At 71.9% G+C, this 20,242-nt stretch carries 18 protein-coding genes; 7 read left to right on the forward strand and 11 right to left on the reverse strand.

Features of this window, described 5'->3' with window-relative positions:
- Positions 1-13: 13 nt before the first annotated feature.
- Together NAMU_RS18795 and NAMU_RS18800 are read left to right on the forward strand one after the other, a co-directional pair.
- On the forward strand, positions 14-547 hold the full coding sequence (locus tag NAMU_RS18795) for a PH domain-containing protein (protein ID WP_015748924.1): 534 nt from the start codon (positions 14-16) through the stop codon (positions 545-547).
- Complete coding sequence (locus tag NAMU_RS18800; protein ID WP_052308003.1) at positions 544-2,184, forward strand: PH domain-containing protein; 1,641 nt, start codon at positions 544-546, stop codon at positions 2,182-2,184. Before NAMU_RS18795 ends, NAMU_RS18800 begins: the two co-directional genes overlap by 4 nt.
- On the opposite strand, the gene NAMU_RS18805 is transcribed toward NAMU_RS18800, so the two are convergent.
- A complete protein-coding gene (locus NAMU_RS18805) occupies positions 2,181-2,456 on the reverse strand; it encodes a hypothetical protein (RefSeq protein ID WP_015748926.1) in 276 nt (91 codons plus the stop codon). The genes NAMU_RS18800 and NAMU_RS18805 overlap by 4 nt on opposite strands.
- Before the next feature lie 246 nt (positions 2,457-2,702).
- Here NAMU_RS18805 and NAMU_RS18810 point away from each other — a divergent pair, with 246 nt between their 5' ends.
- From NAMU_RS18810 to NAMU_RS18820, 3 genes are all read left to right on the forward strand, one after another.
- Positions 2,703-4,892, forward strand: coding sequence for an elongation factor G-like protein EF-G2 (locus NAMU_RS18810; RefSeq protein ID WP_015748927.1), 2,190 nt, complete (start codon positions 2,703-2,705; stop codon positions 4,890-4,892).
- Positions 4,893-4,990: 98 nt separating this feature from the next.
- Positions 4,991-6,472, forward strand: coding sequence for an FAD-binding protein (locus NAMU_RS18815; RefSeq protein ID WP_015748928.1), 1,482 nt, complete (start codon positions 4,991-4,993; stop codon positions 6,470-6,472).
- A gap of 104 nt (positions 6,473-6,576) precedes the next feature.
- The gene (locus tag NAMU_RS18820; protein WP_052308214.1) at positions 6,577-7,839 is read left to right on the forward strand and encodes a class I SAM-dependent methyltransferase; all 1,263 of its coding nucleotides are present in this window, start codon (positions 6,577-6,579) and stop codon (positions 7,837-7,839) included.
- On the opposite strand, the gene NAMU_RS18825 is transcribed toward NAMU_RS18820, so the two are convergent.
- The 8 genes from NAMU_RS18825 to NAMU_RS18855 form a co-directional block, all read right to left on the reverse strand.
- Positions 7,816-8,088 (reverse strand): putative acetyltransferase, encoded by a 273-nt coding sequence (locus tag NAMU_RS18825; RefSeq protein ID WP_015748930.1) that lies wholly within the window; start codon positions 8,086-8,088, stop codon positions 7,816-7,818. The genes NAMU_RS18820 and NAMU_RS18825 overlap by 24 nt on opposite strands.
- A gap of 211 nt (positions 8,089-8,299) precedes the next feature.
- Positions 8,300-9,370 carry a M14 family zinc carboxypeptidase gene (locus NAMU_RS18830; RefSeq protein ID WP_015748931.1) on the reverse strand — a complete coding sequence of 357 codons (1,071 nt, stop codon included), beginning with the start codon at positions 9,368-9,370 and terminating at the stop codon, positions 8,300-8,302.
- Positions 9,367-9,720, reverse strand: coding sequence for a hypothetical protein (locus NAMU_RS18835; protein WP_015748932.1), 354 nt, complete (start codon positions 9,718-9,720; stop codon positions 9,367-9,369). Before NAMU_RS18835 ends, NAMU_RS18830 begins: the two co-directional genes overlap by 4 nt.
- Positions 9,721-10,106: 386 nt before the next feature.
- The gene (locus tag NAMU_RS18840; RefSeq protein ID WP_015748933.1) at positions 10,107-10,907 is read right to left on the reverse strand and encodes a nucleotidyltransferase domain-containing protein; all 801 of its coding nucleotides are present in this window, start codon (positions 10,905-10,907) and stop codon (positions 10,107-10,109) included.
- A 226-nt stretch (positions 10,908-11,133) separates the two neighbouring features.
- Positions 11,134-11,349, reverse strand: a complete 216-nt coding sequence (locus NAMU_RS27620) for an apurinic/apyrimidinic endonuclease family protein (RefSeq protein WP_052308005.1) — start codon at positions 11,347-11,349, stop codon at positions 11,134-11,136.
- 6 nt (positions 11,350-11,355) lie between these two features.
- A complete protein-coding gene (locus NAMU_RS30085; protein ID WP_169312523.1) occupies positions 11,356-11,517 on the reverse strand; it encodes a hypothetical protein in 162 nt (53 codons plus the stop codon).
- 203 nt (positions 11,518-11,720) lie between these two features.
- Entirely contained in the window at positions 11,721-12,563 is an 843-nt protein-coding gene (locus NAMU_RS18850) for a sugar phosphate isomerase/epimerase family protein (RefSeq protein ID WP_015748934.1), read from the reverse strand.
- Complete coding sequence (locus NAMU_RS18855) at positions 12,560-13,636, reverse strand: Gfo/Idh/MocA family protein (RefSeq protein ID WP_015748935.1); 1,077 nt, start codon at positions 13,634-13,636, stop codon at positions 12,560-12,562. The genes NAMU_RS18850 and NAMU_RS18855 overlap by 4 nt, the downstream gene beginning before the upstream one ends.
- 247 nt (positions 13,637-13,883) lie before the next feature.
- On the opposite strand from NAMU_RS18855, the gene NAMU_RS18860 reads away from it, so the two are divergent.
- Positions 13,884-16,667 carry an ATP-binding protein gene (locus tag NAMU_RS18860; protein ID WP_015748936.1) on the forward strand — a complete coding sequence of 928 codons (2,784 nt, stop codon included), beginning with the start codon at positions 13,884-13,886 and terminating at the stop codon, positions 16,665-16,667.
- A gap of 105 nt (positions 16,668-16,772) precedes the next feature.
- Here NAMU_RS18860 and katG read toward each other — a convergent pair whose 3' ends face one another.
- Positions 16,773-18,953 (reverse strand): catalase/peroxidase HPI, encoded by a 2,181-nt coding sequence (gene katG, locus NAMU_RS18865; protein WP_041370986.1) that lies wholly within the window; start codon positions 18,951-18,953, stop codon positions 16,773-16,775.
- 71 nt (positions 18,954-19,024) lie between these two features.
- The gene (locus NAMU_RS18870; protein ID WP_015748938.1) at positions 19,025-19,465 is read right to left on the reverse strand and encodes a Fur family transcriptional regulator; all 441 of its coding nucleotides are present in this window, start codon (positions 19,463-19,465) and stop codon (positions 19,025-19,027) included.
- Between the two features lie 131 nt (positions 19,466-19,596).
- On the opposite strand from NAMU_RS18870, the gene NAMU_RS18875 reads away from it, so the two are divergent.
- On the forward strand, positions 19,597-20,211 hold the full coding sequence (locus tag NAMU_RS18875; protein WP_015748939.1) for a hypothetical protein: 615 nt from the start codon (positions 19,597-19,599) through the stop codon (positions 20,209-20,211).
- Positions 20,212-20,242: the final 31 nt, after the last annotated feature.

A 20,242-nucleotide genomic window follows, 5' to 3' on the forward strand; every position in this document is an offset into this window, starting at 1 on the left:
GCACGATGGAGCCATGACCACGAGCGCCGCCGACGATTCCCGGGTCGACCGGGCGGCCACCCGGCTGACCCTGCGGCCGCCGGCGAACCGGGTGAGCCCGCGGGCGCTGTGGTACTGGTTCACCTCCGCGCTGGCCGGCTGGGCGCTGGTGCTGGCCGTCGAGGTGGCGGCCCTGCTGCTGGACTGGCCGTTCCCGCCGGCCAAGCTGCCGGTGCTGGCCATCACCTTGGCGGTGGCCGCGGTGCACGTCACGGCGATGCCGTGGCTGCGCCGGCGGGTGCACCGGTGGGAATTGACCGGGACGGCCGTGTACACCCGCACCGGCTGGTGGACCCAGGAGTCGCGGATCGCGCCGCTGAGCCGGGTCCAGACGGTCGACAGCGCCCGTGGTCCGCTGGCCCGCCTGTTCGGCCTGACCGAGGTGACGGTCACCACCGCATCGGCGGCCGGACCGTTGCGGATCCAGGCGCTGGACCAGGCGACCGCGGCCGACCTGGCGGCCGACATCACCCGGGCCAGCGAGCAGTTCCGGGAAGACGCCACGTGAGCGAGCCCGTCGCGACCGACGCCGGCCCGCCCGCCCGGCCCGGTCCATCCGCACCTGCCGGCCCACCCGGCCCGTCCGCACCCGCCGGGCCGCCGGTCGCCGAACCCGAGTGGCGGCGCCTGTCCCCCGGCATGCTGCTGGTCGAGCCGGTCCGCGAGATCCTGCGCTTCATCCCGATGCTGGCGGTGCTGATCATCGCCGGCGCCGGCCGTTCGGACGGACCGCCCTGGGGATTGATCGGCACCGCGGTGGTGGTGGCCCTGGGCATCGGCCGGTACCTGAGCACCCGTTACCGGATCACCCCGACCGTGGTCGAGGTGCGGCGCGGCCTGGTGCAGCGCCGGCACCTGACCGTGCCTCGGGACCGGATCCGCAGCCTGGACGTCAGCGCGCATCCGCTGCAGCGGATGCTGCGGTTGGTCCGGGTCGACATCGGCACCGGCGGCCGCCACGCGCACGAGTCCGGGGTCCGGCTGGACGGATTGCCGGCCGGGGCGGTGCCGGCGCTGCGGGCCGAGCTGCTGCACCGGCAGACGGCCGCGACGTCCGCGGACTCCGGCCACCCACCCGATCAACCGGCCGGCTCCCCCGAGGTCGAGCTGGCCCGGCTGCGCCCGGGCTGGATCGCGCTGGCCCCGGCCACCCTCTCCGGCGCCATCACCGGCCTGGTCGCGATCGGCTTCGGTTTCCGCCTGATGCGCGAGGCCCGGCTGAACCCGGCCGAGTTCGGGCCGGTCCGGCAGGCCCTTGGCTACCTGCAGGGTCATTCGGTCGGCGCCGACATCGCGCTGGCCGTCGCCGCGGTCCTGCTGGTCGTGACGGTGCTGTCGGTGGCCGGGTACGTCGTGTCGTTCTGGGGGTTCCGGCTCAGCCGCCATCCCGGGGGCACGCTGCAGGTCACCCGTGGCCTGTTGACCACCCGCTCCACCAGCATCGAGGAGCGCCGGCTGCGGGGCCTGCAGCGCCGGGAGCCACTGGTCCTGCGGTGGGCCCACGGCGCCCGGTTGCACGCCGTGGCCACCGGGCTGCGCCGGTCCGAAGGCGCGGACGGCGGGGGCGGGAGCGCGTTGGTGATGCCCCCGGCACCGACCCCGGACGTGTTGCGGGTCGAGGCCGCCGTCCTGGGTGACGAGCGCCTGGTGCACACCCCGCTGACGGCGCACGGACCGGCCGCCCGGCGTCGTCGCTACCTGCGGGCGCTGGGCGGCGCGCTCGTCGTGGCCGCCGGGTTGGTCGCCGCGCACCGGTGGGCCGGGCTGCCGCCGCTGCTGGCGCCGGTCTGGGTGGTGCTGGCGCTGGCCGGCGGCTGGGCGCTGGCCGCCGACCGTGCGCGCAACCTCGGGCACGCGATCGTCGACGGGTACCTGGTGACCCGGCTCGGGTCGTTGCACCGGCGCCGCACGGTGCTGGCCCTGGAGGGCATCGTGGGGGTGACGGTGCGCCGGACGCCGTTTCAGCGGCGCGCCGGGCTAACCACCCTGATCGCGACCACGGCGGCCGGATCGCAGCACTACGACCTGCCCGACCTGCCCGCCGCTCGCGCGGTCGAACTCATCGGCGTCCTGGTGCCGGCCGGCCTCGACCTGATCGCGCCGGACGGCCCGCCCCCGGACCGCTCGGACAGGAACCGGACCTAGCCCAGGTCCTGGTCCTTGGTCGCGAAGTTCGGTTCGGCCGGATCGACCGGGTCGACCTCGTTCGGGTCGATGTCCTTGGTCGCGAAGCTCGGCCGGTTCGCGGCGATGGGATCGACCTCGTTCGGGTCGATGTCCTTGGTCGCGAAGTTGGGCTCGGCGTCCTCGGCCATGCCGGCCATGCGCTCCGGGTTCTCCAGCCCCTCGCGTGCGTAGTCGGGCTGCGCCTCGCCCTCGCCGACGCCGTCCGGTCCAGTGCTGTCACGGTGCTTCATTGCGTGTGCTCCATCCATCTCCAGGAGCCGGCGCCGCCGCGAGGCGGCCTAGTCCTGTTCAGGTAACCACGTCCGGGCGCCCGGCGGGGGCCACCGGTCGTGCGGTTGCGGTCGCGCGCTCCGCTGGCACACTGCCAGGTGAGTCCGACGGCGCCGGTCCGGGCCAGCGCTCGACCGCCGCTCGTCGGGTGTCGACATCGCCGCGGCGCCGGGCCGTGGCCCGCGCCCGACCAGAGGTGACGACAGATGAGCGTTCATGACGCCGTTCGATCGCGGGCCGGTGACGACCAGGTCCGCAACGTCGTCCTGGTCGGTCCGGGAGGCGCCGGCAAGACGCTGCTGGCCGAGGCCGCCGTCCTGGCCACCGGCGCCCTGACCCGGCTCGGGTCGATCGAGAACGGTACGACGGTCTGCGATTTCGAGGACGTCGAGCGCCGGTTGGGCCGCTCGGTGTCGTTGTCGGTGGCCAGCATCGTGGCCACCGGGGTGCCGGAGATGACCGGACCGGTGCGGATCAACCTGGTGGACACCCCCGGCCACGCCGATTTCGTCGGCGAGCTGCGGGCCGGGCTGCGCGCGGCCGACGCCGCCCTGTTCGTGGTCTCGGCCACCGACACCGCCGCCGCCGGCGGCGTCATCGACGGGGCGACCCGGATGCTGTGGACCGAATGCGCCGCCGTCGGGATGCCCCGAGCCGTGGTAGTCACCCACATCGACCAGCCGCGTGGCGATTTCGCCGCCGCCGTGGAGAACTGCCAGCTGGCCTTCGGCGACGGGGTGCATCCGCTGTACCTGCCCGAGGATTCGGCGATCGGCGCTCCCCCGACCGCGCTGGTCGGGCTGCTCTCGCAGACGGTCTACGACCTGTCCTCGGGCACCCGGACCGCCCGACCGGCCGACGAGGCCAGGCGCAAGGCGATCGCGACGACGCGGGACGCGCTGATCGAGGCCGTCATCACCGAGTCCGAGGACGACGGCCTGCTGGAGCGGTACCTGGCCGGCGAGCAGGTCGGCTTCGACACCGTCGTGGACGATCTGGAGAAGGCGGTCGCGCACGGCAATTTCCACCCGGTGATCCCCTGCATCCCGACCACCGGGCTGGGGCTGGCCGAGCTGATCGAGGTGATCTGCCGCGGGTTCCCGCACCCGGAGGAGCACGTGCTGCCGCCGGTGTACACCCCGGCCGGGGCGCCGCGGCCGGCGTTGACCGGCGAGGCCGACGGGCCGCTGGTCGCCGAGGTGGTCAAGACCACCACCGACCCCTACGTCGGGCGGATCTCCATCGTGCGGGTGTTCTCCGGCACGCTGCTGCCGGACGTGCCGGTGCACGTGTCCGGTCACTTCGCCCGGTTCTCCGGCCATCCGGAGGACGAGTCCTGGCACGCCGAGCACGATCTGGACGAGCGCGCCGGGGCGATCTCACGCCCGGTGGGCGCGACGCTGACCGGGGTTGGACGGGCAGTGGCCGGCGACATCGTCTCGATCGCCCGGCTGGCCCACGCCGAGACCGGGGACACCCTGTCCGACCCGGCCGACCCGGCCGTGCTGGCGCCCTGGGTGATGCCCGAGCCGCTGCTGCCGGTGGCCATCGCGGCGCGGTCGTCCAGCGACGAGGACAAGCTGGTCCAAGGCCTGGCCCGGCTGCAGGCCGAGGACCCGACCGTGCGGGTGGAGGTCAACCCGGCGACCGGCCAGCTGATCATGTGGACGATGGGCGAGCAGCAGCTGGAGGTGCTGCTGGACCGGTTCCGGACCCGCTCGGGGATCGAGGTGGCCGTCTCCGGCGTCCGGGTCGCCATCCGCGAGACGCTCAAGGGACCGGGGGCCGGGCTGGGCCGGCACGTCAAGCAGTCCGGCGGGCACGGCCAGTACGCCGTCGCCCAGATCGAGGTGGAGCCCCTGCCCGAGGGCGGCGGATTCGAGTTCGTGGACAAGGTGGTCGGCGGGGCGGTGCCGCGCCAGTTCATCCCGAGCGTGGAGAAGGGCGTGCGGTCCCAGCTGGACAAGGGCGTCAACGGCCACCCGATGGTCGACGTGCGGGTCACCCTGGTCGGCGGCAAGGCACACAGCGTGGACTCCTCCGACGCGGCCTTCCAGATGGCCGGCTCGCTGGCCCTGCGCGAGGCGGCGTCGGCCGCCGGGGTCCAGGTGCTGGAACCGATGGACGCGGTCACCATCACCGTCGACGACGAGTACGTCGGCGCGGTGCTGGCCGACCTGGCCGCCAAACGTGGACGGGTGCGGGGCACCGAGGCAGCCGGTGACGGCCGTTCGTCGGTCCAGGCCGAAGTACCGGAGCTGGAGTTCATCCGCTACGCCATCGAGCTGCGGTCGCTGGCCCACGGCACCGGCACCTATTCCCGCCAGTACCTGCGGCACTCACCGGCCCCGGACCACGTGGTCGGCCGGCTGCGGGCCGAGGAGGAGCACGCGTAAATCAGCCCGGTACGGACGGCCACTGTGACGCGACTCACGTCCGGATGTGCCCAGTCTGTGTGAACCGCGCGTAACCAACCGGGACTACTTTGGGCGATATGCGGGATGTATCCGTTCAAACCGCCACGATCGGGGTGGGGCCGGGTGGGGCCAGGGCAGCGGAATCGCTGAGCGATTCCTGGACTCGGGGTGCGTCCAGGAATCCCTACGCCGCCGGCCTGGCCCGGTTGCTAGCCAGCTACCGGGCGATCCCGGTCGATCAGCGGGTCCGGCTGGCCAAAAAGACCTCCAACCTGTTTCGCACCCGCGCCCGCTCGCGGGCGCCCGGCCTGGACACCGGCGGCCTGACCGGGGTGCTCGCGGTCGATCCGGATGCCCGGACCGCCGACGTCGGCGGCATGTGCACCTACGAGGACCTGGTCGCCGCGACCCTGCCCTACGGGCTGGCCCCGTTGATCGTGCCGCAGCTCAAGACGATCACCGTCGGCGGCGCGGCCACCGGGGGCGGCATCGAATCGGCCGCCTTCCGCAACGGCGTGGTCTACGACGACATCGTGGTGATGGACGTGCTGACCGGGGCCGGCGAGGTGGTCACTGCCGCCCCCGAGGGCCCGCACGCCGACCTGTACTACGGCTTCGCCAACTCCTACGGCAGCCTCGGCTACGCCACCCGGCTGCGGGTCCGGCTCGAACCGGTCGCCCCGTTCGTCGCGCTGCGGCACCTTCGCTTTCACGACGTCACCGAGCTGCAGGACGCGATCGGCCGGATCTGCGAGCGCCGGGCCCACGACGGCGAGCCCGTCGACTATCTGGACGGCGTCGTGTTCACCGCGACCGAGATGTACCTGACCCTGGGCCGCGGCACCCACGACCCCGGCCCGACCAGCGACTACACCGGCCAGCAGGTCTTCTACCGATCGATCCAACAGCGGACGACCGACCGGTTGACCATTCACGACTACCTGTGGCGGTGGGACACCGACTGGTTCTGGTGCTCCCGCGCGTTCGGCGCCCAGCAACCGCTGATCCGGCGGCTGTGGCCGCGACCGCTTCGGCGCAGCTCGGTCTACTGGAAGCTGGTCGCGCTCGATCGCCGGTTCGACGTCGCCGACCGGATCGAGAAGCTGAACGGCCGCCCCCCGCTGGAACGCGTGGTGCAGGACATCGAGGTGCCGCTGGCGGGCACGGCCGACTTCCTCACCTGGTTCCTGACCGAGGTGCCGATCGAACCCATCTGGCTGTGCCCCCTGCGGATCCCCCGCCGGCGCGACGCCGACCCCGCCAGCACGGCCCCGACCTGGCCGCTGCACCCGTTCGAACCCGAGCGGACCTACGTCAACATCGGCTTCTGGTCCGCCGTGCCGCAGGCCCCCGGCGGCCCGCCCGGGGCGACCAACCGGCGGATCGAGGCCACGGTCAGCGCCCTCGGCGGGCACAAGTCCCTGTACTCGGACGCCTTCTACAGCCGGGCGGAGTTCGCCGCCAAGTACGGCGGCGCGACCTACGCGCAGCTCAAGAGCACCTACGACCCGACCCATCGATTGCTTGATCTCTACGACAAGGCGGTGCGACGACAATGACAACCTTCCGGTCCCCTGGCCTCCGGTCCTCGATCACCTCCCACGATCTGAACCCCGACCTGAACCCCGGCCCATCGACGTCGCCGCCGACCCGTCATGGGTCGATGACGGTCGCGCAGATCGCCTCGACCATCACCGACGGTCCGCTGCCGTTCCGGCTGACTGCCTTCGACGGCAGCCAGGCCGGTCCGCCGGACGTTCCCGGACTGCACATCGGCAACCGGCGCGCCCTGAACTACCTGCTCACGGCGCCCGGTGACCTGGGTCTGGCCCGCGCGTACGTGGCCGGCGACATGGACATGACCGGGGTGCACCCGGCCGACCCGTACGAGTTGCTCCGGTTGATGGACGACGAACTGCGGCTGCGCCGGCCCTCGGCCGGCGAGATCGTCGAGCTGGTGCGCGGAGTCGGGCTCAAGACGCTGCTGCCGGTCGCCCCGCCGCCGCAGGAGGCGACGCCGCGATGGCTGCGGGTCACGCAGGGCCTGGGCCACACCCGCCGGCGCGACTCCTCGGCCATCGGCCGGCATTACGACGTGTCCAACGAGTTCTACGAGTCGGTGCTCGGACCGTCGATGACCTACACCTGCGCGCTGTATCCGACCGCCGACACCACCCTGGAACAGGCCCAGGAGGCCAAGCACGCGCTGGTGTTCGACAAGCTCGGGCTGGAGCCGGGCGACCGGCTGCTGGACGTCGGCTGCGGGTGGGGGTCGATGGTGCGCTACGCCGCCCGGCGCGGGGTGCGGGCCCTCGGAGTGACGCTGTCCCGCCAGCAGGCCGACTGGGGCCGGCGGGCGGTGCAGGAGGAGGGGCTCGGCGACCTGGCCGAGATCCGTTACCTGGACTACCGGGACGTCCCCGAGACCGGCTTCGACGCCGTGTCCTCCATCGGCTTGACCGAACACATCGGGGTGCGCCGCTACCCGGACTACTTCGCGCGATTGCACGACAAACTGCGGCCCGGCGGGCGGCTGCTCAACCACTGCATCACCCGCCCGCGCAACGACACCGCCGTCAAGCCCGAGCCGTTCATCGACCGGTACGTCTTCCCGGACGGCGAGCTCACCGGGTCCGGGCGGGTCATCGTGGCCATGCAGGACGCCGGCTTCGATGTCCGGCACGCCGAGAACCTGCGCGAGCACTACGCCATGACGCTGCGGGACTGGTGCGCGAACCTGCACCGGGACTGGGACAGCTGCGTGGCCGACGTGGGCGAGGGCACGGCCCGGGTCTGGGGCCTGTACATGGCTGCCTGCCGGTTGAGCTTCGAGCGCAACAACATCCAGCTGTTCCAGGTGCTCGGGGTCAAGCCGACCGACAAGGGCGATTCGCGGGTGCCGCTACGCCCCTGGTGGCACGGCTGAGTCCGGGCTCCGGGCCGGACGGCGCGGCGGCGGCTCCGGCACCGGCTTGGCCGCCACCACGTCGGCCAGCGGGACCGCCACCACACCCTTGCGGGTCTCGACGTGGCAAATGTCCGGCTCGCGCCGGCGCAGGTAACCCAGCGCGTCGGTGAACCCGCCGGCGGTCCGGTACCGGGCCACGATCCGCGTGCCCAGCGGCACCGAGCGCAGCAGCTGCGCCGGCGTCGGTCGGTCGGCCGGTTCGCTCACCCGGCCACGCTACCGCCGCCCGTGCCGGCTCCCCCTGCCCCTGAACCGGCCCGCCTGAACCCGCCCCGCCCCCCACTCGGCGCCCCAGCACTCGGTGTTGATCATGGGGAGAGTGCCGTTATCCGGCCCTGATAACGGCACTCTCCCCATGATCAACTTCAGGTGAGGGGCGGGAGGGTGAGGGGCGGGAGGGCGGGCGGGCGGGGCGGGTTCAGGCGGGGGTGGCGGTGGCGGCGGTGGCCTGGATCAGGGCGAGCAGCCCGGACTCGACCTCGCGCTTGATCGGCTCGGGGTCGCGGGGGTGGAACGACTCGCGGGCGTCGTCACCGGAGGGGCCGGTCTCGATGGTGTAGCCCTCGGTGCGGCGCAGGTTCGGGTCGGCCAGGTGCCGGCTCCAGGCGTAGTCGCTGTGGGTGCCGGTGGTCGGGTAGAGCGTCATGCCCGGCTCCGGGCTGTACTGGCGGCCGCGGACCGCGGCGATCTCGGCGACGATCCGTCCGGCCACCGCCTGGAACCGGGCCAGATCGGCCGGGGCGATGTACTCGGCGTAGCCGGGGCGGTTCAACGGACGGCAGGTCGTGGTGGTCAGCGTGCGGAAGTTCTGCGTGGGGTCCGTCGTCTGGCTGGGGGCGTGCCCCCAGGGGTAGATGACCAGCTCGGAGAACGAATGCACGTCGGCGAAGGCGTCGATGCGGTAGGTGTCCAGCAGGTGCTTGACGTTCCGGTTCTCCGGCTCGCTGAAAGCACCGGAACCGCAATAGATGTCGGTGCACGGCGAGCAGGACGTCTGGCCTTCGGTAACCCCCCAGAGGATGTCCGCGTTGCGGTTGAGGTCGACCCCGTCGCAGGTGGTGCCCGGGTTGTCGCGACGGTTCTTGCGCCACATGTCGTCGACGGTGAGCACGTAGGTGCGGCCGTCCGGGTTGACGCACGGCAACAGGTACACCGTCGCGGCGGCCAGCATCGCCCGGACCGCGGCGGCCGGCCAGGTCCGGCCGCCGAGCACGATGTCGGTCCCGGTGCGCTGGGCGGCGACCAGATCGACGGCCAGTTCGACCAGCAGGTCGGGGTTCATCAGCTCGCGGGCGTGAGTCCCGGCGATGAGCAGGACGCCGGGACGCTCGTCCACCGGCACCGGGCCGGCGGCGGCGATGCGCAGTGCGGACACCGCGGATCCCTGGACCGACCGCTCGGGCAGGGGCAGCAACGTGCACAGCTCGGGGGCGCCGGCCGTGACCTGGTTCAGCACCGCGGCGAGTTGGGCGACGGTCCGGTACATCATTGACCCCCAGGGGTGGCCGGGCCGGTCGGATCGTCGGACGATCCGGCGGGCGGACCCAACCGGGCGGCCAGCCACCCGGCGACGTCGTCATCGGTGGCGACGAGCGCCGGGTCCAGCGGCTGGACCGGGACCGAGCGTTGCACCCGCACGGTCAGACCCTGGGACCGGAGCCGGTCCAGTTGGTCGGCGTCGACCAGCAGCCGGACCTGGTCACGATCGGGCAGCCGATCCAGATCCAGCGCGCTCACCTGCGCCGTCCGGGCCTGCGCGGCAACGCCGGGATCGGGCTCCACGACGACTTCGAACCGTTCGCGGGGAGCGGACCCCGCCGATGACGATGAATCGGACATTCGATATCACCTGGCTTAGATCGGACACTGGGACCGCACATGACGGTACGCCGACCCACCCGACGGGCGCGCGAGCTTTTCACCCGGACGGCGGCTCGAGGAACGGCCCGCGCGTGCGGAGAGGAGACCAGGATTGGGGCGGGCCGGAGATGGGGCCCGTTCCCGGCGTAGGAACGGCCTCGCCACCTCCGGCGGCCCGCGTGTGCCACCCGGCGGGGCGGCACCTTCAGCGATGAAACCCGGAGCCCCCCGGCTCGCCGGGCCTCATCACTGACGGTTACTCTAGCCCGTCCTGTCCTCGCTCCGTAACCTGTTCGGCCGCATCGATCGAGTGAATCTCAGATAACGACTACGTAATGTCACTGTCGTGATCGTCGCGCCACCCGTTAGGCGGAAAGTCGAGTCGCTTCGCCGAGCCAGTGGCGCTCATGGGCCTGCACCGACCAGCGGTCGATCACCGCCAGGTCGGCGTGCGCCGGCAACGGGCACCGGCCGGAGTCCAGCGCCGCGAGGGTGCGCCGGGCCAGGTCGACGATGGCGGCCGACACCTCGTCGCGGCCCCGATCGCCCCGCTTGACCGCGAGCACCTGGTGCCGCTCGGCAGCCGGTAGCGGCAGCGTCAGCTGCCCGGTCGCGGCCAGCTCCCAGCCCTGCAGGGCCAGGCGCAGCGCATGGGCGCCGAACTTGGTGTCCCACCCGTCCCGCTCGATCAGCTCCGGGCGACCCTGACCGTCCAGCCGCATCCGCTCGTGCTGTCGACCCATGTAGCCCAGGAACCGGCGGACGGCGTCCTGGCTGAGGAACGCCGACCGCACCGCACGCAGGCTCGCGCCGATCTCGGTGAGAACCAGGACGTCCGACGCCGGGGCGAACAGCGGCAGCAGCGCGGTCGGGTTGCCCTTCGCCGCCAACCGCAGGTACCTGCGCAGGCTGTAGATCACCAGGTCGGTGTCCCCCGGCCGGCTGCGCTCCCCCTCCGCCCGGGTCCGCCAGACGTGCTGATCGAGCGCCGGCCGCACGCCGTAGACGTGCGCGCGCGGCTCGACGAAAACACCCATCTCGTCGTGATCGTCGGTGCCCAGGATCGCGACGCCGTGCACGCCGGAACCCACCACCGATCGCAGGATCTCGTTGGCCAGAGCCACCTCTCGGGGGCCGTAGCTGACACCTGTGCGCTGGTCGTTCATGTCGATCGGACCTGTCCGGGAACGTCGGTGTCTGACACCGAGTCCGACAGTCTGACGGGTAGGCCCTGCCGCCGCAATCGCTTTCCCGCCGGCTCCGCCGGTACCGCCGGCCACCGAACCCGTCCGAGCCCGCCTAGGACGGCCCTGAACAAGCCGGCTCCTGCGTCGCCGGCCTGCCTCCATGGCCGTCCTTCAGTGTTGATGGTGGCCTCGCAAGCTCGGCCAACTAGGATCGCGTCGCCGTCCCGGCGGGATCCTCGCTGGTCACCGTGGCCAGGACGTGCCGGGTGGAGGCGATGCTCTCGGTCAGGGCGGCGTCCTCGTCGGTGTCGAACATCGGGTGCAGGTCATCGATTTCGATGGCCAGCAGACCGTCGAAGCGGGCGTCGCGCAGCACCCGCAGGGTGCGCGGGATGTCGACCAGGCCACGTCCGACGGGCACACTCGGTCAGAAGGCGAAGGTCTTGGGATCGCCGCGGTGCGCCTGCACGTCCTTGAGGTGCACGGCCTCGGCACACGGCGCCAACACCTCGATGGCGCGATCGACATCCTCGAGCATGCGCAGGTTGTTCACGGTGTCCAGGCAGACCCCGAGCGCAGGGCTGCCCACGGCCTCGATCCTCGACCAGCTCATCGGCGAACAGATCGGCGTGGTTCTCCACCGCCAGCACCAATCCTCGCTCCCCGGCGTCGTCGGCGGCCTGCACCAGCAGGGGCAGGCCGGCGGCCGAGGCCCGTGCGCCGATCCGGTCGGCCACGTCAGCCGCCGCACCCTTGAACCTTTGGGCTCCTTGATGGGCGGTGCGGGGAGCTTCAGCTGGTCGGGGCCGGGGTGCGGTCGGCGTGCGCGGCCAGCACGCGAGCAGCGGCCGCGAACGCCGCGGTGGCCCGGTCCAGCGGTGACCGGCCGGTCAGTGCCGCGACCGGCGTCTCGACCGAGAGCGCGGCGCTGGCGGGAACCGCGTCGAGCAGATCGAGCAGCGGCAGCTCACCGTCACCGGGCAGCAGCCGTCCGGATCGGGCCTCGGCCCGCGCGGTGGCCGGTTCGGGCCAGACCGGTTGCGCAGGGGCGTCACACAGCTGCACGCACGGCATCAGGGCGGTCGGAACGGCGGCCAGATCGGCCGGCGAGCCGCCGGATCGGCGCAGGTGCAGCGGGTCGATCACCAGGACCGCATTGGGTTGGTCCGCCCGCTGCAGCAGCTGCACGGCCCGCGCCAGGGTGGGCAGTTGGCTGTAGACCATGAATTCCAACGAGATCGCCAGACCCCGCACCGCGGCCTCCTGGCACAGCCGCACGAAGTTCGTGACTGCCCGTTCGGTGTCCGGATCGTCGATGAGCGCCAACACGAACCGCGCGCCCAGCCGGTGCGCGGCGTCCAGCACCGGCAACGCCTCGTCGATCGTGCTGTCCGGCCGCAGCGACACGAACTCGACATCCAGCACCCCCAGACCGGTCTCGGCCAGGGCATGCAGGGTCTCGCGCAGCAAAGGGGTGTCGCCGAGCATCGGGGCCACCAGCACGCCGGGACCGGACCAGACCCGGATCCCGATCTTGCCGAACCCGGCCGCCGCCGCCGCGACGGCCTGCTCGGGCGGGGTGAGGTCCTGCAGGGACAGGTGGGACAGGCTGAGCCGGTGGGGATCCCAGCTCATCGGGCGGCCTGCAGGGGGGGTGCGGTCAGCCGGTCGGCGGTCTCGGTGACGTCGACCCGCTGTCCGGTCCGGGCGGCCCGGTGGCAGGCATCGACGACCGCGATGGTGCGGCCGGCATCGCGCACGGACACCAACGGCGGCACCTCCCCGCGAGCGACCCGCACGAAGTGGGCGAGCTGCCGGTCCAGCGCTCCGCCGGCCGGCAACGGCACCTGGTCGCGGGTGAGCGGGGCCGTCCAGTCGGCCTGGCCCTGGTAGGACCAGGTGGCCAGCTGTGGGACCTGGATGGAGCCCCGGGTACCGGCGATCATGAAGCAAGGTTGGTCCGGCTCCTGGGCGAAGTAGGGGTCGTCGCCGGAGTTCTTGTCCCAGCCCCAGGGGGCCACCGCGGCATCCGAGCCGATGATGCTGCCTAGAGCTCCGCCGGCGAACTGCAGGGTCAGGCTGGCGGTGTCCTCGACGACCAATCCCCGTGCCGCGGAGCTGGTCAGGGCGACCACGGAGGTGATCTCGCCGCACATGTACCGGAGCACGTCGATGTCGTGCACCAGGTTGATCAGCAGAACGCCGGCCCCGGCGGCCGAGCGCCAGGTATCGAAGTAGTCGGCGGGCTTGCGGGTCAGCCACAGTGCGTTGATCGCGACGAGCTGGCCCAGCTCGCCCGAGGCGATGTACTGCTTGGCCGCGCCGATCACCGGGTGATGCCGCCGGTGGTGCCCGACCAGGACCGGAACCCCGGTGGTCTGAACCGCGGCGGCGAGCTCGTCGACCTCCTGCGGGTTCACCCCGACCGGCTTTTCCACCAGCGCCGGCACGCCGGCGGCCAGGCAGTCCAGGGCGGTCGGCACGTGCAGGTCGTTCGGGGTGGCGACGATCACCGCGTCCGGCCGGGCCTGCGCCAGCAGGCTCGGGTGATCCGGGAAATGGGCGACTCCGAACTGCCGGGCCGGCTGGTCGGTGGCCGGGTCGATGATCGCGACCAGTTCGGTGTCGGGATTGGCCAGGATCTGGCGGGCGTGACTCTGGCCCATCCGGCCACCGCCGAGCACTGCGATACGAAGGGGGGATCCCATCGTTGGACTCCTTACTGTGATCGAAACACGTTGTTGAGCATGCGGTTGCGGGGTCGATTGGCCGGTGCGGTCAGTCCGGGCGGACCAGGTGCGCCGCCCCGTTGCGGCCGAGATCAATACTGGTCATCCGTCCGGTCGGCAGCCCTAGGGACGAGCCCCAGGGTTTGTCGGCTCAAGCCCCAGGCCGGTCGATTAGGGTGGAGCCGCTTGAGCCGGCGCCGGGCCGGTACCGCGAGCAGAAGGTCAGATGTCCGATCATTTCGTCGGCCGGGACACCGAGCTGGACACGCTCGACGAGCTTCTGGTCCAGGCCCGCGCCGGAGCCCCGCACGTCGTCCTGCTGGTCGGTGAGCCCGGGATCGGCAAGACCACGCTGATCGACGGGTTCCTGCGCCGGCATCGTGACGTCACGTCCCTGCGCGCGGGCGGGGACGACAGCGAAATGCTCTACTCCTACGGAATCGTCCGGCAGCTCGCGGCGTCGGCCGGGCCGGCCGGCCTCGAGCTGGCCGGCCAGCTGGCCCAGGTCGCTCCGGTGCCCGACCCGATCGCCATCGGCAGCCAGCTGCTGGCCCTGCTCGGCGAGCGGCAACAGGCCGGGCCGGCCGTCCTGGTCATCGACGACATCCAGTGGGCCGACGACCCTTCGGTCAAGTCGATCACCTTCGGGTTGCGCCGGCTTCAGGCCGACCAACTGCTGGTGATCCTCGCGGTTCGCGAGGAGTCGATCAACGAGCTGCCGGACGGGCTGCTGCGCATCGTCCGCGGCGAGCTGGCCACGGAGATCCGGTTGGGGGGGCTGGCCGAGCACGAACTGGCCGAGCTGGCCGGAAAGCTCGGCATCGGCAGCTTCCCGGCTCGGGCGGCCAGGCGGCTGCGATCGGGCACGGACGGGCATCCGTTGTTCGCCCGCGAGCTGCTCCGGGAGTTCCCGCCCGAATCCTGGGGAGCACAGGACGTCCTGCCGCCGCCCCGGTCGTTCCGGCACCTGGTCCGGCAACGTTACCGGCGGTGCAGCACCGACGGGCGCCGGCTGGTGGACGCGGCGGCCGTCATCGGCCTGTCCGCCCCGCTGGCCCTGACCGCCCAGTTGGCCGACCTCCCGCACGCGCTGGAAGCGATCTCCGATGCCGAGCGGGCCGACCTGCTGCAGCTGGTCGACGCCTCGTATCCCGGATCGGTCCGCTTTCCCCATCCGCTGGTTCGGTCGGCCGTGTACTCGGCGATCGACCCCCCGCACCGCTCCGCGCTGCACGCTCGCGCGGCCCAACTGCTGGACGACACCAGAACGGTGCTGCAGCACCGGTTCGCGGCGGCCCGGCAACCGGACGAGGGGCTGGCCGCCGACCTGTCCGCGTTCGCCGCCACCGAGATTCACAACGGCGAGTGGGTCAGTGCCGCCACGCACTTGGTCCGCAGTAGCCGGCTCAGCCCGCAGCCGGCGGATCGGCAACGCCGGCTCCTGCGGGCGGTCAATTTTCTGGTCATCGCCGGCGCGGCGTCCCAGGCCGCGCACCTGGCCGAGGAGGTCGCCTCCTTTCCGCCCGGCCCGTTGCGGGACAGCACCCTGGGGTACCTGGCGACGGCCACCCGGGGGCCCGCCGAGGCGGGGCGGCTGCTCAGCAGTGCCTGGCAGCAGGTCGATCCGGCCGCCGACCGGGAGTTGGCGGCCACCATCGCGCTGCAGAGCGCGATCCATTTCCACGGCCGGCTGGACGGCCCGGCCACCGCCACCTGGAGCGCCAAGGCCATCGACCTCACCGAACCCGACGACCCGATGCGGTTCGTGGCCGAGACGCATCGAGCCTTCGGCCTTGGCTACTCCGGTCGATTCGGCGAGGCGCTGCCCGTGGTCGAAGACGTGACCGGCACGATCGACGGCAGTCCGGACGCCCGCCGGGTCCAGCACGGAGCCGCGCACGGCTGGCTCCGGTTAATCAACGACGATCTCGTCACGGCCCGCAGCATGTTGCACGCGGTTGCGGTCGACGCCGCCCGACTGGTCACGCTGAACACCGCGGCGTTCAGTTACGCCCACCTCGCGCGGGCCGAGTACCTCGCCGGGGCCTGGCACGAGGCCCTGGTCCACATCGAGAACGCCATCGCGCTGACCACCGAATCGGAGTCGGACTACCTGCGCTCGTTGGTGTTCGGGATGGCCGTCGTCATTCCGGCCGCGCGGGGCGAGTGGGCGGCCGCCCGCACCTACGCCGATCTCGCGACCGCCGAGGCCAGCTCCTACGAGCGGGCAGTGGCCGCGGCCGCCCTGGCCGGGGCACAGCTGGCCGCCGCCCGGGACGAGCCCGAGCGGGTCCTGGACCTGCTCGACCCCATCCGCGCGATGCACCCCCGTCAGGGCATCGACGAGCCGGGGATCTGGCCCTGGCCCGAGCTCTACGCCGACGCCCTGACTGCCCTGGGTCGCACCGCCGAGGCGGACGCGTTCCTGATCCCCCATGAGCTGCTGGCCCACCGCCGCCGGCGCGCCTCCGCGATTGCCCGACTCGCCCGGGCGCGCGGTTCGCTGGAGTCCCGGGCGGGCCGGGACAGCGTGGCGGACCAGGCATTCCAGCTGGCCGCCGGGCAGATCCAGCGGTTGGCCATGCCTTACGAGCAGGCTCTGATCGAGCTCGCCCATGGCCGGCACCTGGTCCGGACCAACCGGCGTAAGGCCGCCGCCAAGCTGCTCACCGCCGCCGGCGACCGGTTCACCGCTTTGGGTGCGGCCCCGTTCCTGGCCCAGACTGTCGCCGAGCTGCGCGCCTGCGGCATCACCGTCGAAGGCACCACCCGGCAACGCCTGCGCATCGGCCTGACCTCCCAGGAACTGGTGGTCGCTCGCCTCATCGCCGATGGCAAGACCAACCGTGAGGCCGCCGCGGATCTCGTCGTCAGTGTGAAGACCATCGAGTACCACCTGAGCAACGTCTACGCCAAGCTGGGCGGCATCACCCGGCGGCAGCTCCGCAGCGCCCTGGCCGACCACGACCAGCAGGCTCCTCTGCAGCACCGCCGAACCGCGTCATCGTGACCCGGTCGAGCTGACCCGCCACGCCCCGGCGGCCCCCGAAACACCTCGACGGTGCGGCCCACGGCCCTGAGGGCCGGGGCCGCACCGTCGGCGGCAGAACTGGGCTCAGCGCAGGTCGAACCGGTCCAGGTCCATGACCTTGGTCCAGGCGGCGACGAAGTCGCGCACGAACTTGCCGTTCGCGTCGTCGCTGGCGTAGACCTCGGCCACCGCGCGCAGTTCGGAGTTCGAACCGAAGACCAGATCGGCGCGGGTCCCGGTCCAGGCTCCGTCGCCGGAGACGAACTGGGTCGAGCTCTCGTCGGTCGGCCTCCACTCGGTGTCGTAGTCGAGCAGGTTGACGAAGAAGTCGTTGCTCAACACGCCCGGCCGGTCGGTCAGCACGCCGTGCTTGGAACCGTCGTAGTTGGCCCCGAGCACTCGCAGACCGCCGACCAGCACGGTCATCTCGGGCGCCGACAGGGTGAGCAGGTTGGCCCGGTCGACCAGCAGGTACTCGGCCGGCAGCCGGTTGCCCTTGCCCTCGTAGTTGCGGAACCCGTCGGCGGCCGGCTCCAGGTAACTGAACGAGTCGACGTCGGTCTGCTCGGCGCTGGCATCGACCCGGCCGACGGTCACCGGCACCGTGACCTCGACACCGCCGTCCCGAGCAGCCTTCTCGACCCCGGCCGCGCCGGCGATGACGATCAGGTCGGCCAGCGAGACCGGCTTGCCGGACTCGGCCGCGTAGCTGTCGGCCAGGCCCTGCAGGGTGCGCAACACGATCGCGAGCTGGTCGGGGTTGTTAACCTCCCAGCCGCTCTGCGGCGCCAACCGGATGCGGGCGCCGTTGACGCCACCCCGCTTGTCGCTGCCGCGGAACGAGGCCGCGGCCGCCCAGGCGGTCGAGACCAGTTGCCCGACCGACAGTCCGGACTCCAGCACGGCGGACTTGAGGGCGGCCACATCGGTGTCCGACAACAGCTCACCGGTGCGCTCGGGCAGCGGGTCCTGCCACAGCAACTGCTCGGCCGGCACCTCGGCCCCCAGATACCGCGGCCGCGGACCCATGTCGCGATGGGTCAGCTTGAACCAGGCCCGGGCGAACGCGTCCGCGAACTCCTCCGGATTCTCCAGGAAGCGCCGGGAGATCTGCTCGTAGACCGGGTCGACCCGCAGCGCCAGATCAGAGGTCAGCATCCGCGGCTCCCGCCGTCCGGTGCCGAATGCCTCGGGCACCAGATCCGCGCCGCCGTTGTTCACCGGACGCCACTGGTGCGCGCCGGCCGGCGACTCGGTCAACTCCCACTCGTACCCGAACAGGATGTGGAAGAACTCGTTGTCCCACCGGGTCGGGTGGTAGGTCCAGGTGACCTCCAGACCGGAGGTGATCGCATCCGCGCCGACCCCGGTGCCGTAGCTGCTCTTCCAGCCCAACCCCATCTGCTCGATCGGCGCACCCTCGGGCTCGGCCGCGACCGCGTCGGCCGGGCCGGCGCCGTGGGTCTTGCCGAAGGTGTGGCCGCCGGCGATCAACGCGACGGTCTCCTCGTCGTTCATCGCCATCCGGCCGAACGTCTCGCGGATGTCGCGGGCCGAGGCCAGCGGGTCCGGGTTCCCGTTGGGACCTTCGGGGTTGACGTAGATCAGGCCCATCTGCACCGCGGCCAGCGGACCCTGCAGTTCGCGGTCACCGGTGTACCGCTCGTCGCCGAGCCAGGTCGTCTCCGGGCCCCAGTAGACGTCGTTGTCCGGCTCCCACACGTCCTCCCGGCCACCGGCAAACCCGAACGTGGCGAACCCCATCGTTTCCAGAGCGACGTTGCCGGTCAGCACGATCAGGTCGGCCCAGCTCAGCTTGCGCCCGTACTTCTTTTTCACCGGCCACATCAGGCGCCGCGCCTTGTCCAGGCTGACGTTGTCCGGCCACGAGTTCAACGGCGCGAATCGCTGCTGCCCGGCGCCGGCCCCGCCGCGCCCGTCGTGCACCCGGTAGGTCCCGGCGCTGTGCCAGGCCATCCGGATCATCAACGGGCCGTAGTTGCCCCAGTCGGCCGGCCACCAGTCCTTGGAATCGGTCAGCACCGCGGCGATATCGCTCTTGACCTCGGCCAGGTCCAGGCTCAGGAATTCGGCCCGGTAGTCGAAGTCGGTGTCCATCGGGTTGGACACGGCCGGGTTCTTGGCCAGGATCTTCAGATTGAGGCTCTCCGGCCACCACTCCCGGTTCGCATCGCCCGCGGTCGGGTACGGCAACGCCCCGTGCACGACCGGGCACTTGCCGGCCGCCTCTTCGGGCTCGTTCATCTCGCTCAGCACCGCATCGTCACGGGTGGAATCGTGGTCGGACACGCACAATCCTTTCGGGTTGGGGGATTTCAGGAGTCGGCGGAAACACAGGTGGGGCAACGGCCCCAGTAGAGAACCTCGGCCTGGTCGATCGAGTAGCCGTGGTCCTGGGCCGGGGTCAGGCACGGAGCGGCACCGACGGCGCAGTCGACGTCGACGATCGCCCCGCAGGTCCGGCAGATCAGGTGGTGATGGTTGTCGCCCGTCCTGGTCTCGTAGCGGGCCACCGATCCGGCGGGTTCGATGCAGCGCAGCAGGCCCGCCGCGGTCAGGGCGCGCAGCGCGTCGTAGACCGCTTGGTGGGACAGATCCGGGACCGAGCGACGGGCGATGTCGATGATCGACTGGGTGTCGGCGTGCGGGTGGGTGGCGACCGCGGACAGCACGGTGGTGCGCTGCCGGGTGACGCGGAGCCCCACGTCGCGCAGCTGCTGCTCGACGTCGCCCCCCTGATGCATGGTCATGATCATACGGCTGAACTTGAATCAGTCAAGAAAACACGCGGAGAACGGCGGGGCAACGCCGACTGTCGGACCCGACCGGCATGCTGCAGGCAGCACTGCCGCCAGACCCGGTACGGCACAGCGAAGGGACGTGCGCCATGACACCGACCATCTCGGGGGCCGAACGGCTGCCGGAACTCGGCCTGAGCGTCGAGGTGATCGCGGCGACCCTGGCCGCCGCCGACCGCGAGTCCGAGCTGTGTTCACCGCTGGACCCGCCGATCCTGGAGGGACTGCTGCGCTGGGGTCGAGCCACCCGGACCCTGCGCGAACAGCTGATTCCCCGGGGGTGGACCTACGACAACCCGAACAATCTCGCCCGCACCATCCACCCGTCGGGCGATTTCGCCCTGGTCCTGGCGACCGGGGACGAGGGCACCGGCCGGCCCAGCTCCGGCGTCGGGCCGCGGCATGCCCGCGGCTACGCCACCGAGCAGGCCATTCACGCGAACGGCCAGCTGACCTTCGAGTTCGGCGGGCTGATGCAGCTGACCACCGCCGGCCGGGCCGCCGGGGGCGGCCACCTGAAGACCTGGTTCCTGCTCTACTACCCGTCCGACGACGTCTACCGGGCCGAGGTCTCGTTGCCGGAGGGCTTCGACCGGGGGCGGATCACCACCTGGACCGAGCGCATCCTGCTGCCCGATCTGCCGCGCGCGGTGCGGCCCGATCCGGCCACCCGCTGGTTCGACACGGCGACCGTGCTGCCCTGATCGAGCCCGACCCGGTCGGACGCCGTCCGGT

It is taken from the genome of Nakamurella multipartita DSM 44233 (assembly GCF_000024365.1).
GTDB classification, from domain to species: domain Bacteria; phylum Actinomycetota; class Actinomycetes; order Mycobacteriales; family Nakamurellaceae; genus Nakamurella; species Nakamurella multipartita.